Annotated in this window: 12 protein-coding genes; 9 read left to right on the forward strand and 3 right to left on the reverse strand. The window is 67.0% G+C overall.

The window, feature by feature from the left end; all coding sequences use genetic code 11:
* Positions 1 to 35 precede the first annotated feature (35 nt).
* Together IPU70_RS01145 and IPU70_RS01150 are read left to right on the forward strand one after the other, a co-directional pair.
* Positions 36 to 1,448 (forward strand): amidohydrolase family protein, encoded by a 1,413-nt coding sequence (locus tag IPU70_RS01145; protein ID WP_207464286.1) that lies wholly within the window; start codon positions 36 to 38, stop codon positions 1,446 to 1,448.
* A 115-nt stretch (positions 1,449 to 1,563) separates the two neighbouring features.
* A complete protein-coding gene (locus tag IPU70_RS01150) occupies positions 1,564 to 2,541 on the forward strand; it encodes a tripartite tricarboxylate transporter substrate binding protein (RefSeq protein ID WP_207464287.1) in 978 nt (325 codons plus the stop codon).
* Positions 2,542 to 2,574: 33 nt separating this feature from the next.
* Here IPU70_RS01150 and IPU70_RS01155 read toward each other — a convergent pair whose 3' ends face one another.
* Both IPU70_RS01155 and IPU70_RS01160 read right to left on the reverse strand, forming a co-directional pair.
* Positions 2,575 to 3,684 (reverse strand): porin, encoded by a 1,110-nt coding sequence (locus IPU70_RS01155; RefSeq protein ID WP_371818851.1) that lies wholly within the window; start codon positions 3,682 to 3,684, stop codon positions 2,575 to 2,577.
* A gap of 153 nt (positions 3,685 to 3,837) precedes the next feature.
* A complete protein-coding gene (locus tag IPU70_RS01160; protein ID WP_242702247.1) occupies positions 3,838 to 5,376 on the reverse strand; it encodes an amidohydrolase family protein in 1,539 nt (512 codons plus the stop codon).
* A gap of 151 nt (positions 5,377 to 5,527) precedes the next feature.
* Between IPU70_RS01160 and IPU70_RS01165 the strand changes: the two genes are divergently transcribed.
* Both IPU70_RS01165 and IPU70_RS01170 read left to right on the forward strand, forming a co-directional pair.
* Positions 5,528 to 6,433 (forward strand): LysR family transcriptional regulator, encoded by a 906-nt coding sequence (locus IPU70_RS01165; protein ID WP_207464291.1) that lies wholly within the window; start codon positions 5,528 to 5,530, stop codon positions 6,431 to 6,433.
* A 64-nt stretch (positions 6,434 to 6,497) separates the two neighbouring features.
* The gene (locus tag IPU70_RS01170) at positions 6,498 to 7,397 is read left to right on the forward strand and encodes a TonB family protein (protein ID WP_207464293.1); all 900 of its coding nucleotides are present in this window, start codon (positions 6,498 to 6,500) and stop codon (positions 7,395 to 7,397) included.
* A gap of 77 nt (positions 7,398 to 7,474) precedes the next feature.
* Here IPU70_RS01170 and IPU70_RS01175 read toward each other — a convergent pair whose 3' ends face one another.
* Positions 7,475 to 8,197 (reverse strand): GntR family transcriptional regulator, encoded by a 723-nt coding sequence (locus IPU70_RS01175; protein WP_207464295.1) that lies wholly within the window; start codon positions 8,195 to 8,197, stop codon positions 7,475 to 7,477.
* Between the two features lie 111 nt (positions 8,198 to 8,308).
* Here IPU70_RS01175 and IPU70_RS01180 point away from each other — a divergent pair, with 111 nt between their 5' ends.
* The 5 genes from IPU70_RS01180 (at position 8,309) to IPU70_RS01200 (ending at position 14,250) form a co-directional block, all read left to right on the forward strand.
* Positions 8,309 to 9,322 (forward strand): Ldh family oxidoreductase, encoded by a 1,014-nt coding sequence (locus IPU70_RS01180; protein WP_207464297.1) that lies wholly within the window; start codon positions 8,309 to 8,311, stop codon positions 9,320 to 9,322.
* A 30-nt stretch (positions 9,323 to 9,352) separates the two neighbouring features.
* Positions 9,353 to 10,579, forward strand: coding sequence for an iron-containing alcohol dehydrogenase (locus IPU70_RS01185; protein WP_207464299.1), 1,227 nt, complete (start codon positions 9,353 to 9,355; stop codon positions 10,577 to 10,579).
* 31 nt (positions 10,580 to 10,610) lie between these two features.
* Entirely contained in the window at positions 10,611 to 12,059 is a 1,449-nt protein-coding gene (locus tag IPU70_RS01190; RefSeq protein WP_207464301.1) for an NAD-dependent succinate-semialdehyde dehydrogenase, read from the forward strand.
* Between the two features lie 70 nt (positions 12,060 to 12,129).
* Positions 12,130 to 13,218 (forward strand): isocitrate/isopropylmalate dehydrogenase family protein, encoded by a 1,089-nt coding sequence (locus IPU70_RS01195; protein WP_207464302.1) that lies wholly within the window; start codon positions 12,130 to 12,132, stop codon positions 13,216 to 13,218.
* 48 nt (positions 13,219 to 13,266) lie between these two features.
* Entirely contained in the window at positions 13,267 to 14,250 is a 984-nt protein-coding gene (locus IPU70_RS01200) for a tripartite tricarboxylate transporter substrate binding protein (protein WP_207464304.1), read from the forward strand.

Genomic DNA, 14,250 nt, shown 5'->3' on the forward strand with positions numbered 1-14,250 from the left:
CAGAATCTGTGCTCCCCAAAGGAGACACGGAAGACATGGCAAGAACATTGATAAAACATGCCGGCATCCTGAGCATGGATGCGACGCTTGGCGAACTGCATGGCGACGTCCTGATCGATGGCGACCGCATCGCCGCGATCGGCCCGGACCTGCAAGCGCAGGACGCTGAGGTCATCGACGCCAGCGGCATGATCCTGATGCCCGGACTGATCGACGCGCATCGCCACGTATGGGAGATCATCGACATGGGCCGGCTGGTGAAATCCCGGCCGGCCGAGTATGCCAGCAACTACCAGAAGTGGAAGATGCGGACCATCGTCTGCATGACGCCCGAGGACAATTACCTGGCCGAGCTGGTCGGCGGGCTGGAAGCGATCAACTCCGGCGTCACCACGGTTTTCGACTTCGCCCATGGCCAGCCCACCGAGGACCGCGCGCTCGCCGCCGCCCAGGGGCTCAAGGATTCGGGCATCGCCGGCTGGTTCGGTTTCCAGCTGGGTGTGTCCTCTTCCTATGGACCCGGCGACACGGTGCCGCTGGCCCAGGCCGACGGCCAGCGCATCGCCAAGACCACGGAAACGCATTGGCGCACCGCCGAGCGCCTGCAGCGCGAGTATTTCTCCGACAGTTCGGCGCCGCTGCAACTGGCGCTGGCTCCCAGCGGCAATAACGGCAGCGCGCTGGACGACATCCGCGCCGAATGGGGCCGGGCCCGAGGCATGGGCGTCGGCATGCTCGCCGCCCATATCCACAAGCCCGAGGCGCCCCACCCCGCGGGCTTCATGGGGCACCGCGACTCGGGCATCGGCGACCTGCACGATGCCGGCCTGCTCGGGCCAGACTATCAGGCCACGCACGCCAACCGCCTCACGTCCGAGGAATTGGCCATGCTGCGTGATACCGGCGGGATGATCTGCGCCACCGCCATGGGCGAGTTCCCCTATGTCATGTCGGCCGACAAGGGGCCGTCCGTGCATGGCCGCTCGCGCCGAGCGGGCGTGCCCACGGGCATGGGCATCGACATCTCCCTGGCGTTGCCGGGCGACTACTTCGAGCATATCCGCGCGACCTACTGGAACCTGTACCTGGATCCGGAAGTCCGCGACGTGATGAAGGCCTGTTCCTCCGACTACATCCTGGACTTCGCCACCGGCCTGGGCGCCAAGTCGGTGCGGCTGGGAGACACCGCCGGCACGATCAGCGTGGGCAAGCGTGCCGACCTGGTATTGCTGAGCACGGACCGCATCGGCTTCGGCATGGCGGGCAGTCTGGCCGACCGCGTGGTCAGCTTCGCCTGCACGGCGGACGTGGACAGCGTGTGGATCGCCGGCAAGGCGCGCAAGCGCCACGGTCAGATGTTGGGCGTAGACTGGCCGACGCTTAAAAAACGCCTGGTCGAAGCGCAGGAGCGCGTCGGCCAGTTGGCGGCCACGATACGTCTCGTCTGATCGTCATTCTTCCTACGGACGCCTTCCGCATGGCGGCTGCAGACCTCGGCGGGAAACGCATCCCGGCCAAGTCGCAGCCGCCGCGGGCGTTTCACGCGTACAGGAGTTTTCGAACATGAAAAAGATACTAGGTATTGCCACCCTCGCCGCCCTCCAGGCCTGTTTCACCCCGGCCGCCGCGCAGGGCGCGGATTCCTGGCCAAACCGGCCGGTGCGGATCATCCATGGCTTCGCGCCCGCCGGTCCCATCGATAATTTCGCACGCCTGCTTGCCGCGCAATTCAACGACCGCTTCGGCGAACCTGCCATCGTGGAGGGCAAACCGGGCGCCGGCGGCACCATCGCCGCGCGCTTCGTCGCGCGCAGTCCGTCGGACGGATACATCCTCTATCTGATGGCCTCCGGCCATGCGTCCGCGCCGGGCCTCTACAGGTCCCTGGGCTACGATCCCGTCAAGGACTTCACCATGATCTCCGTCGTGGCCCAGAGTCCCTACGCCGTGATCGCCAATCCCGCCGCCGGCTACGGATCGATGCGCGAACTCATCGACGCGGCGCGCCAGCAGCCGGAGAAGATCGACTACGGTTCCGGCGGCATAGGCAGCGGCATGCACCTGGCCGCCACGCTGCTGCAGGCGCGCACCGGCGTCCGCCTGAACCACGTGGCCTACAAGGGCGGCGGCGCGCCCGCGCTGGCGGTGATCGGCGGCGAGGTTCCCGTCATCATGACGGCCCTGGCGGGCATGAGCACCTACATCGCTGAAGGCAAGGTCAAGCCGCTGGCCGTGACGACCCGGGAGCGCTTTGCGCAGTATCCCGACGTGCCCACGCTGTCGGAAACGGTGGCCCCCGGCTTCGACGTCACGGCCTGGTATGCGCTGGCGGGGCCCAAGGACCTGCCGCCCGCCATCGTCGCCAAGCTCAACGAGATGGTGCGCGACACGCTGCAACGCCAGGACATCATCGAAAGCCTGCGTCTGCAGGCGGCGGAACCTGCGCCGTCCACACCAACCGCCGCGCAGGAACTGCTGGCCAGCGAGGTCGCCCGGTGGCAGAAAGTCGTCCGCGAGGAAGGCCTGGCGGACATGAACTGAACCCGCATGGCGCGCCGCCGCGCGCCATGCCCCTCAGAACTTGTGGCGGATGCCCAGCGCGACGGCGGCCTGGCTGTCCTTGCCGGCCGGCAATGTGCTCAGGGGCGCGAAGTTCAGCGCCGAATTCCGCGCATAGGCAGCGGCCGCATACAGGTCGGTGCGCTTGGACAGACCGCCGTACACGAGTTGCAGCGCATGCTGCCTGGGATTCGACGGATTGCCCGCCCCCGCCCTGGCCTTCACGTCGTCGTAATAAAAGGCGGCCGTAATCCGCAGCACGGGAGAAATGCGGTACCCGACTCCGATCCACCACATGTCGTCGCGCTGGTTCAGATTGCCTGTCGCCGTCTTGTCTTGCGCCCACCGGTAGCCTATGGTCAACCTCCACGGATCCGGCGCATAGGTTGCGGCCAGGGCCAGCTTGCGCAGCCGGTTGGATGCGGCGGCCGCCACGCCCCCCGATTGGTCATAGACCGCCGCCAGGCCGAAAGGGCCGGAGAGGTAGCTCACGCCGCCGCCCCAGGCCGACCGCTGGTACGGCGCGCCGGATGCGTCATCGAGCTGGTAGTGCGCCTGCGCGGCCAGGGACCCCGTTGCGACGCGATACTTGACCGAATTATCGAGGCGCAGGTTGCCCATGAGAAACGGCATGGGCTCATAGGCGCCCGCGTAGGTCAGAGGCATGAAGGCCGGCAACAGATCGAACATGCTGATGTATTGCCGCCCGAGACTCAGCATGCCGTAGGGCCCGTTCAGGCCCAGGAATGCCTGCCGGTTGAACGGCCGCCCCGCCTCGCCCATCGCCCCCGTATGCATGTAGAAACCGCTCTCCAGCGCGAACACGGCCTGCGTTCCTCCGCCCAGGTCCTCCACGCCCCGCAACCCCCAGCGAGAGCCGGACAGTCCTCCCGAATTCATCCGCAACGCGGACCCTCCGGACGAGGACGAATCCGCAGACGAGCGATTGTTGCTCCGGTACTCAATATAGCTGTCGGCCAGCCCATACAGCGTCAGGCTGGACTGTGCGAGTGCCGATGGTCCGTACCCGGCACAGGCAGCCAAGGCCGCCCATTTCGCCAGAGCTTTGAATTGCGTGCTGCACTTCATGAACACCCCCCCTTTTGACTTCGTTATGTTTGCCATGGTCGGCAACAAGCCTGCCGCAGGACGCAGCAACTCCCGGCCCCGCGCGAACCGGGATGCGCGGCGCCGTACTACAGGCAGGATTGATGGATGCCGGCGGACGCCGGCCTCATGCAGGAAACGGGCCCGCGCTCAGGCGGACCCGCGCCCGCGTCACGCGGTGAACGTGATGGTTTGCGCCTGGGCGCTGATGCGTTGCTGCACGGCGGCGAGCTCCGCTTTGAGCTTGGCCCAATCAACGTCGAGCATCTTGCCGTGGCGCTTGCGGGCCCGGCCGGCAACCCAGACGCTATCGATGTCCGCCAGGGAGGCGAAGTTGGCAACGCGATCGGCAAGGCTGCCCTGCATGGGGAATCCGATGCGGTCCGTGGCCAGCAGCACCAGGTCAGCGCGCTTGCCGACGCTGATGCTGCCCGCCATGTCCCCCGCCCGGACCGCGCTCGCCCCGAGCGAGGTCGCGAACGCCAGCGCGTCCTGCGACTTGTACTCGCGCACGATCTCGCGCCCTTCCGGCTCCAGGAACAGGCTCAGGAACGCGCCGCGCACATGTTCGAAGAAGTCCTGCTGCACCACCAGCGCGCCATCGATGCCAATGCCGGTCGCCACGCCGGCCTGACGCGCGCGTCCATGGGAAGAAGCCATCATGTTGGGCGACAGCATGTAGGGAAATTCGCCCACCACGGTAGCGCACAGCATGCCCCCCGTATCGCGCAACAGTCCAAGTTCCTCCGCCGTCAGGCGGTTGCCATGGGCGATGTGATAGTCCGGCCCCAACAGCCCGGCCTCGTACAGATCCTGGATGCCGGACCCGCGGTGGCCGATCGCGCCCAAAGCCTTGGGCGCCGCGGGCTTGTGCACATGCGCCGCGAGCAGCTTCACGCCCGTGTCACGGACCCGCGCCCATTCATTCTTCACGTCCGCGACCGCGCGGCCGATGGCGTCCGAGGGCGCCAGCCCCAATTGCAGCGGCGCGGCGCTATCCGAGAATATTTCGGAGCGCAGCCGCTCCACGGTGCGCCAGTTCTGCTCGGTGGTGGTGGTGAGATCCGCCTGGACCCGCGCCATGGAGATCGTCGACCCGGGACCGAACGCCAGCGTGCGCCCCAGCTGGAACGTGAACCAGCCGTTGACGCCCGAATCGCGGATGCCGCGCGCCGCGGCCAGCGCCGTTTCCTCGGAGGGTTGCCCATGCGCATAGTCCAGCACCGTGGTCACGCCCGAGTCGATGGCCTGCAGGCCGCCAATCAACTCCACCAGATAGTTGTCTTCCGGCGTCATGCAAGCCATGGTCCGGCGTTGCCATCCCAGATAGGCGCGCGAGTATCCCGTGGGGTCCATCTTGACCAGGCGTCCGGCGTCGATGCACTGCCAGAGATGGCGATGGCCGTCGACCATGCCAGGCATCAGGATTTTCCCGCGGGCATCGATCACTTCCGCATCGCCCGCGGACAGGTTCCTGCCTATGGCCGCAATGCGGCCCTGGTCGATCAGCACGTCCGCGCCGGTCATCTCCTGATGCTGCGGGTCCATGGTCAGCAGGTCCGCATTCCGGATCAAAGTCCGGGAGAATCCCGATGCGGGGCGCGCGGCCACGGCGACCTTCCGAAGGGGCTCCTGCGCAAACGCGTTGCCGCTCGCGGCAGCAGCCGCCACCCCGCCCAAGGACAGGCGCAGAAAGGATTTCCTGCTCATCTTGATTGCGTCCCAAGACTCCAACGGAACGCCTGATCTTTTCTGTGCCACGCTAGTCTCCCTCGTTATAATCAGCCGCAATATTGACATCGCCAGGTCCCGTGATTAAAGGGTCGCTCCAGAAATAAACGGTTTCGCTGCGGGAAAGAATATGAATCGCCTGGTGGCAATGAGCGTCTTCTGCAAAGTCGTCGAACACGGAAGCTTCACGGTCGCCGCAACGCGCCTCGACATGTCCACCGCCTCGGTCAGCAAGAACGTGTCCGCGCTGGAAGACCACATCGGCACGCCGCTGCTGGCGCGCACCACCCGCCGTATCGTGCTCACGGACGCGGGCAAGACCTACTACGACAAATGCTCGCGCATCCTGGACGATGTCGAGGAAGCCGAACGCACCGCCGGCCAGGTCCAGACCACGCCACGGGGGCTCTTGAAGGTGCGTGCGCCGATCTCGTTCGGTAGCGCCAACCTGGGCCGCCTGATCACCGCATTCACCACGAGTTTTCCCGAGGTCACCGTGGAGATGACGCTCAACGACAGGTATCTCGATCCGGCCGAGGAAGGCGTCGACGTGGCGCTCTACATCGGCGCCACGCCCAAGCATTTCGCGACCGGCGCCCAAGCCATCGCCACCTTGCCCAGAATGCTGGTCGCGGCACCGTCCTACCTCGAACGCCATGGCCGCCCCAGGGAAATCCAGGACCTCGCCAGCCACCAATGTTTGGTCTACACGCGCGGCGCCAGCCCCAGCGAATGGCGCTTTACGCGCAGCGGCGTGGAGCAGACCGTCCACGTCAGCGGCTCCCTGCGCTGCAACAACAGCCAGACCCTGCACGACGCCGCGCTGAGCGGCGCCGGCGTCGGACTGTTGCCGGCCTTTCTGGTGGCGCAGGATCTGGCTTGCGGCCGTCTCACGCACCTGCTGCCCGATTGGCAGCCTGCGGAACGAAACCTGTATGCCGTGTATCCGCAGCCGCGACGCTCCTCGCCCAAGGTGCGCGAGTTCGTCGAGCTGTTGGCCAGCAATCTCGATTTGGGATCGCCGAAAGCGTCCTAGCGGCCGGGTTATGCTGCCAACGCGCCCCGCTTGCGGGCGCCGTTCACTCTGGAGACTTGCCGACATGAACTGGCCGCTGCGCGCTTGGACAATCGCCGCAATCACGCTGTGCGCATCCACCACCGTCTTGGCCGCCGCGCCGGCCGATCGGGCCGAATGGACCAGCGGCGTCATGCGCAAGCTGCATCGCGACCTGTCGATGCCCAAGGAAGCGCAAGGCCTGGATGGCTCGCTGAGCCTGCGCCTGCGGCTGACGGTGATGCGGGACGGCAAGATCGCTGCGGTGGAACTGGCCAAGTCCTCGGGTCATGTCGCCGTGGACATAGCGGTCACCCGCATGATCCAACGCGCCAGTCCGCTGCCGGCCTTTTCCGCCGACATGCCGGCCGACAAGGAAATCTTGATGGTGCCGGTGCGTTTCGAGATCGAAGACCAGCCCTCGCGGCCCACACGCAATGTGCAGCTCCGCTACGCCGACCCGGCGCGCGGCTTCGGCGTGACCGTGCCCGCCCCCTACGAGATCGCACGGGTCGGCAAGTCCGAGGAATTCGACGTGCTGGTGCAGATCGCCAGCACCGCCAGTACTCCGCAAGCAGCGGGTGCGGCGGGCTATCTGTGCGGCGTCGGCTTCAGCACACCGCGCAAGGCGCTGAAGACCCACCCCGGCGCCGAAGCCCCGCTCTCGGCCGCTTCCCGGCTGGCGGCCGCCGTAGCCATTCTGGCCGCGCAAAACGAGTCGCCCGGACAGCGGAGCGGCTTTGAATTGCAGGGCGTCAAGGGCATCGACTACCTCGCCCCGGCCGGCAGCAGAGCGGATGGCGTGCCCCTGCTGGAGTACAACGCGTTGCTGGACAGCCCCACGCTGCGTGTCGCCATGCGCTGCACCACGACGAGCCGCGACATGCCAGGCGCCCTGTCCGCATTCCGCCAGATACGGGACGGAATCAGCCTGGGCAAGCAATAGGGCGGGCTCCCCGCCCCGCCCTGGCCGAGGGACTCCCGCAGCGCACGACGGCGGGAATCGAAAGCCGACGCCTCGACTCAGTCCAGCATTTCAAAGAACGGCGCCATGCGCTCACGCGACCTCAGGATGTGGTCGCGCATGGCGGCCTGCGCGCCGTCGGCGTCACGCGCCTCTAGCGCCTGCACGATGCGCGCGTGTTCGGTCACGGCTTCCTCGGTGACCCGCGAGTGGAAGCGCAGCCGGAACAGATGGGTATGCGCATACAACCGCGCCAGCGCTTCGGCCAGCAGCTCGTTGCCGCTCTGCTGCGCGATCCAGGAATGGAACTGCGCGTCCAGCACGGCGAACTTGCCGTAGGCCACGCGCGCGTCGTCGGCGCTTGGGGCGCTCATCGCGGCAGACAGCGCGGCCAATTCCTGGCGCGCCGCGTCCGTCATGTGCTGCGCGGCCAGGCTCGCCCCGAACGGCTCCAGTTGCAGGCGCAGTTCATACATCTGCTCGAAGCGCCGGCGCGTGGGCATGGGCGCCGCACTGTATCCCACGTGGTGGGTCTTGACGACGAGGCCTTCCGTTTCAAGCCGGATCAGCGCAGCGCGTATTGGCGTCTGCGACACGCCCAATTCGCGCACCAGCGCATCGACCGCGATACGCATGCCGGGCGCGATCTTCAAGGAAATGAGCTGCGACAGCAGCGTCTCATAGACCTCATCGCCCAAGGAGCGCACGCGCTCGCCCAGGCGCTGGCCGCTCGCCGACGCGTTTGATGGCGCGGCTCCGGAACCGAGAGAGAGAGTCGTCATGGTTGTTTCACCCAGGTTTGCCAACAATGTGTTGACGTCCAATTTGTTACGAGGTTAGCATAAATCAGATCGTATTTCGGATCCGATCGGATTTAACAACTGAACGAGACTATGACGACAACGATAAAAACGGGGGAGGCAAGGCTGGCTTGCATGCGCGCGCTGGAACTGGCGGGGACCCCCACGAGCCACGCCGCGACACAGACCAGCCTGCTGCTTGAAGCCGAATTGCGAGGCCGGGCTTCCCACGGCCTGCTACGGCTTCCGCGCATCATCGAACGGATCCACAACGGCGTGGCCGACCCGAAAACCCGCGGCGCCGCCGTTTGGCGCTCCCCCGCCTTCCTGGACATGGATGGCGAACGAGGCCTGGGCCCGGTCATCGCGTTGGCGGCCCTTGACCAGATCTGCGGCCGGGCCCGCGACACGGGTATCGCGATCGCGGCGGTCAGCAACAACAACCACATCGGCATGCTGGCGTTGTATGCGGAACAGGTGGCCCGTGCAGGCCAGATCCTGCTGGCCCTGTCGACCAGCGAAGCCCTGGTACATCCCTGGGGCGGCCGCCGCGCCCTGATCGGCACCAATCCCATCGCGATCGGCGTGCCTACCGAGGACGAACCCTTCGTGCTGGACATGGCCACCAGCCAGGTCGCCATGGGCAAGATCCACGACTATGCCAACCATGGCCGGCCGCTGGACCCGGGATGGGCGCTGGACGGCGCGGGCAATCCCACCACCGACGCCACGGCCGCCAAGGCAGGCGCGCTGGCGCCCTTTGGCGAAGCCAAGGGCTACGCGCTGGGGCTGGCGTTTGAACTGCTGGTGGCCAGCCTGACGACATCCGCGCTCGGCACGGCGGTCAAGGGCACGCTGGATTCCACCGAGGTTTGCAACAAGGGCGACGTCTTCATTGTGGTCGAGGCGGGGTCGGGCGCGGTCGCCGACCGCATCACCCGCTACCTGGATGAAATCCGCGCATGCCCCGCCCTCCAGCCGGAGCGGCCCGTCGCGGTACCGGGAGACCGGGCGCGCGCAGAACGCCGCCAGCGCCTGGACACCGGCATCGAGCTGGCCGACGAGGTCTGGCGCCGCATTCTCGATCTGGCGCAATGCGCCGCCTGAACGCACTACGACTTCTCTCAAGGATCCGCAATGACTGATTTGTTTGGAATCATGCGCGCGCCGCGCGCTGTCTTGTTCGGCAACGGCCAGCGCCTGGCATTGGGCCGCGTCGCGGCCGCCCTGGGGCAACGCGTGCTGATTTGCACCGACGAGCGTTTTGCCGGCACGCCCGAAATGTCCGCACTGCTGGCGTCGCTGGAAACCGCGGGCGTGCGCGTCCAGGTGTACGACCGCACCCAGCCCGACCTGCCGGTTGAAGGCGTCTACGAATGCGTGGCCGCGCACCGCGCCTTCCAGCCTGATGCCATTGTCGGGCTGGGCGGCGGCAGCTGCCTGGATATGGCCAAACTCGTCAGCCTGCTGCTGGCGCACGGCGGACAAGCGTCCGACTATTACGGCGAGTACAAGGTACCCGGCCCCACCATCCCTGTGATCGCACTGCCCACCACCTCGGGCACGGGCTCCGAGGTCACGCCCGTGGCCGTGCTGGCCGACAGCGCCCGCGACCTGAAGGTCGGCGTATCCAGCCCGCACCTGATACCCCACACCGCCATCTGCGATCCGGAGTTGACGCTGACCTGCCCCAAGGGGCTGACCGCCATCGCCGGGGCCGACGCATTGACCCATGCCATCGAGGCCTTGACCGCCGTCCGGCGCAGCCCCGACGCCGACATCGCGCAGACGCGCGTGTTCGTCGGCAAGAACGCCTTCAGCGACCAACAGGCGCTGGTCGCCATCCGCGCGCTCGCGTCGTATCTGCCTCGGGCGGTCGAAAACGGCGCCGACCTGCACGCCAGAGGGCAGGTCATGGCCGCGGCGCTGGCCGCGGGCCTGGCTTTCGGCGTGGCCGGCACCGCCGCCGCTCACGCCATCCAGTACCCCATCGGCGCCTTGACCCACACGGCGCACGGCGCGGGCGTGGCCACGCTGATGCCCTACGTCATGGACTTCAATGCGCCGGCCTGCGCCGCCGACTACGCAGCCATCTCGCAGGCGATGGGGGATACGGAAACCGATCCCGGACGCCTCGCTGCCAACGCGCCCCGCCATGTCTACGAGCTGTTCGCGGGCATCGGCATCCCTGCAACGCTGGAAGGATTGGGCGTGCGCGCCGACCAGTTGGACTGGATCGCCGAGCAATCCATGCTGGCCGCGCGCCTGGTCACGAACAATCCCCGCCCGCTGGACCAGACCGGCATCGCGGCCATCGTGGCCGCCGCCCACGCAGGCCGCGGCTCGTTTCGCCCATCCCGATAACCCCTTCCCCATCCCTATCCGGAGCTGACACATGACCATCGAGGCCAGCAAGCTGTCCACTGACCTTTACATCGACGGCGCCTGGCGCGCCGCCACGTCGGGGCGTCGCATCGACGTGTTCGACCCGTCCACCGAGCAGGTGATCGCAAGCGTGGCCGACGCCACGCTGGAAGACGCCGCCGCCGCCGTGGATGCCGCCGCGCGCGCCGCCGCCGGCTGGGCCGCCACCCCCGCCCGCCAGCGCGGCGAAATCCTGCGCAAATGCTATGAACTGATGGTGCGCGACGCCGACGACCTGGCCCGCCTGATCTCGATGGAGAACGGCAAGGCGCTGGCCGACGCGCGCGGCGAGGTCGCCTATGCCGCCGAGTTCTTCCGCTGGTTCTCCGAGGAAGCGGTGCGCATCAACGGCGACATCAGCGTGTCGCCTGGCGGCGCCAGCCGCATCATCGTCCAATACCAGCCCATAGGCATCGCCCTGCTGGTCACGCCGTGGAACTTCCCCGCCGCCATGGCCACCCGCAAGATCGCGCCCGCACTCGCGGCAGGCTGCACCTGCATCCTCAAGCCCGCCACCGAAACGCCCTTGACCGCGTATGCCGTCATGCGACTGCTCGAGGAAGCCGGCGTGCCTCCGGGCGTGGTCAACGTGTTGACGACGTCGTCGGCGGGCAAGTTCGCCAATGCCGTGCTGGACGATCCGCGCGTGCGCAAACTCTCCTTCACGGGGTCGACGGAAGTGGGCCGCGTGCTGCTGCGCAAGGCCGCCGACTCGGTCATCAGCTGCTCGATGGAGCTAGGCGGCAACGCGCCGTTCCTGGTCTTCGACGACGCGGACATCGACGCCGCCGTGGAAGGCGCCATGATCGCCAAGATGCGCAACGGCGGCGAGGCCTGCACCGCGGCTAATCGTTTCTACGTGCAGCGTGGCGTGGTCGAGGCGTTCAGCGCCAGGTTCGCCGCCCGCATGGCGGCGCTGAAAACCGGCGACGGCGTCAACCCCGACACCCAATGCGGTCCCCTGGTGAACGCCGGCGCGGTCGACAAGGTGGCCTCGCTGGTGGACGACGCCGTGGCCAAGGGCGCGCGCGTCAAGGCCGGCGGCAAGCGGCTGGACCGTTCCGGCTATTTCTATGAACCCACCGTGCTGGTGGACGTGCCGGCCGACGCCGATCTGCTGACCGAAGAGATCTTCGGCCCCGTGGCGCCCATCGTGGCCTTCGATACCGAAGACGAAGCGGTGGCATTGGCCAACGCCACCGAATACGGCCTGGTGGCCTACGTTTACACCCGTGATCTGGCCCGCGGCCTGCGGGTCTCCGAGAGCATCGAAAGCGGCATGATCGCCCTGAACCGGGGCCTGGTGTCGGATCCCGCGGCGCCCTTCGGCGGCGTCAAGCAAAGCGGCCTGGGCCGCGAAGGCGCGCACCACGGCCTGCTGGAATTCATGGAAGCGAAATACATCTCGACCAACTGGTAAATCCGCGCGGCTGCGTCCCGCGCGCAACCGCCCGTCCCATTTCGAACCCCAAACGAGGAGATAGCCAGACATGGCTAAATATGAAATTGCGACCATCAACGGCGATGGCATCGGTCCGGAGGTCTGCCAGTCGGCGATCACCGTGCTGAAGGAAGCCTGCGGCTCCGGCCTGCTCGCGTTCAGCAGCTACGACGGCGGCGCCGACCACTACGTCAGGTCGGGCCACGTGCTGCCCGACGACACCTATGCGGCCTGCAAGACGGCCGACGCCATCTTGCATGGCGCGGCAGGCATGCCCGGCGTGACCTATCCCGACGGCACCGAGGTCGGCAACGATCTGCACTTGCGCCTGCGCTTCCGGCTCGACCTGTACGCCAACGTGCGTCCGATCCGGCTGTACCAGGGCGTCGACTCGCCGCTCAAGCATTTCCAGCCGGGACAGATCGACTACGTCATCGTGCGCGAGAACACCGAGGGCCTCTACGCCAGCCGTGGCGGCGGCATCGTGCTGCGCGACGAAGTGGCCACCGACACCATCGTCGTCACCCGCAAGGGCATCGAACGCGTGGCGCGTTTTTCATTTGAACTCGCCCGCCAGCGCAAGGGCGCACCGCGCGACGGCAAGCGCCGCGTCACGGTATGCGACAAGGCCAACATCCTGCGTACCTACGCCTTTTTCCGCGCTGTCTGCGACGAGGTCGCGACGTCCTACCCCGACGTCGACATCGACTACGCCTATGCCGACGCCATCACGGTGCACATGCTCAAACGGCCGGATTTCTATGACGTGATCGTGGCCGAAAACATGTTCGGCGACATCATCTCCGACCTGGGCGCCGCCACCATCGGCGGCATGGGCCTGTCCGCCTCGGCCGAACTGGGCGACACGCACGGCCTGTTCCAGGGCGCCCACGGTTCCGCCCCAGACATCGCCGGCCAGAATGCCGCCAGCCCGCTGGCCACCATCCTGTCGGGCGCGCTCATGTTGCGCTGGCTGGGCGACAAGCACGCCGATGGCGCGTTGACCGACGCCGCGCAGCGCATCGAGCTTGCCGTCGAACAGGTGCTAGCCAAGGGAGACCACGTGCCGCGCGACCTGGGCGGCACCGCAAGCTGCACCGACATGACCCAGGCCGTCTGCCGCGCGCTATCCCGCTAAGCGGCGCACGCATCCACACACACAAAAGCAATGACGAGGAGACACCCCATGCTACGCATCACCCCCATCCTGTGCGCCGCGCTGGCCGCGGTATCGCTTGCCGCCCCCGCCGCGGCCCAGGACTATCCCAGCCGTTCCATCACGGTCATCGTGCCCTTCGCGCCGGGCGGCACCAGCGATACGCTGGGCCGTCTGGTGGCAACTTCCCTGGCCAAGCAGCTGGGCCAGACCGTGGTGGTCGAGAACTCCGGCGGAGCCGGCGGTCTTATCGGCATGCAGAAACTGCAAAAGAGTTCGCCCGACGGCTACACCCTGGCCTTCAACAACATGTCGCTGGCGATCCTGCCGCACCTGCATCCCAAGGCCAATTACGATCCGCAAAAGGAACTGGCGCCCATCGGCATCGTCGCGACCGTGCCGATGGTGCTGTCGGTCAGCAACAAGAGCGGCATCCAGGACCTGCCCGCCATGCTCAAGCGCATCCGTGACACGAACGCCGTCAAGCTCAACCTGGGGTCCAGCGGTCCCGGCAGTACCGCGCATCTGGCAGAGGCCATGTTCCTGCATTTCGCCAATGCGCGCGGCGAACTCATTCCCTATCGCGGCACGGGTCCCGCGTTGACCGACCTGATGAGCGGGATGATAGACGGCGTCATCGACCAGACCGTGACGATGCTGCCCCTGCACCAGGACAAGCGCGTCAAGGCCATCGCCGTCACCGGATCCGCCCGTCTGGCGCAGAGTCCGGACATTCCCACCTTTGCCGAGGGCGGCCTGCCCGAGTTCGACCTGGCGATCTGGAACGGCCTGGTGGCGCCTGCAGGCACTCCCCAGCCCGTCGTCGACAAGCTGTCCGCCGCCCTGTCCCAGGCCATCGACACGCCCGAGTTCAAGACGCGTCTGGAACAACTGGCGGCGCAGGCTCCGGCTACGCAAGAACGCGGCCCCCTTGCTTTCGCCGATCTGCTCAAGCGCGACTCGGAACGGGTGTCCTCGTTGGTCAAGAGCGCGAACTTGCTCGGCGCCAACTAA

It is taken from the genome of Achromobacter sp. SD115, from assembly GCF_017355315.1.
GTDB lineage: Bacteria > Pseudomonadota > Gammaproteobacteria > Burkholderiales > Burkholderiaceae_B > Achromobacter > Achromobacter xylosoxidans_B.

What these genes read in the sequence shown, in the direction of transcription:
- IPU70_RS01145 (WP_207464286.1), top strand. Translation starts at nt 36, where the DNA reads ATGGCAAGAACATTGATAAAACATGCCGGCATCCTGAGCATGGATGCG.
- IPU70_RS01150 (WP_207464287.1), top strand. Translation starts at nt 1,564, where the DNA reads ATGAAAAAGATACTAGGTATTGCCACCCTCGCCGCCCTCCAGGCCTGT.
- IPU70_RS01155 (WP_371818851.1), bottom strand. Translation starts at nt 3,684, where the DNA reads ATGGCAAACATAACGAAGTCAAAAGGGGGGGTGTTCATGAAGTGCAGC.
- IPU70_RS01160 (WP_242702247.1), bottom strand. Translation starts at nt 5,376, where the DNA reads ATGAGCAGGAAATCCTTTCTGCGCCTGTCCTTGGGCGGGGTGGCGGCT.
- IPU70_RS01165 (WP_207464291.1), top strand. Translation starts at nt 5,528, where the DNA reads ATGAATCGCCTGGTGGCAATGAGCGTCTTCTGCAAAGTCGTCGAACAC.
- IPU70_RS01170 (WP_207464293.1), top strand. Translation starts at nt 6,498, where the DNA reads ATGAACTGGCCGCTGCGCGCTTGGACAATCGCCGCAATCACGCTGTGC.
- IPU70_RS01175 (WP_207464295.1), bottom strand. Translation starts at nt 8,197, where the DNA reads ATGACGACTCTCTCTCTCGGTTCCGGAGCCGCGCCATCAAACGCGTCG.
- IPU70_RS01180 (WP_207464297.1), top strand. Translation starts at nt 8,309, where the DNA reads ATGACGACAACGATAAAAACGGGGGAGGCAAGGCTGGCTTGCATGCGC.
- IPU70_RS01185 (WP_207464299.1), top strand. Translation starts at nt 9,353, where the DNA reads ATGACTGATTTGTTTGGAATCATGCGCGCGCCGCGCGCTGTCTTGTTC.
- IPU70_RS01190 (WP_207464301.1), top strand. Translation starts at nt 10,611, where the DNA reads ATGACCATCGAGGCCAGCAAGCTGTCCACTGACCTTTACATCGACGGC.
- IPU70_RS01195 (WP_207464302.1), top strand. Translation starts at nt 12,130, where the DNA reads ATGGCTAAATATGAAATTGCGACCATCAACGGCGATGGCATCGGTCCG.
- IPU70_RS01200 (WP_207464304.1), top strand. Translation starts at nt 13,267, where the DNA reads ATGCTACGCATCACCCCCATCCTGTGCGCCGCGCTGGCCGCGGTATCG.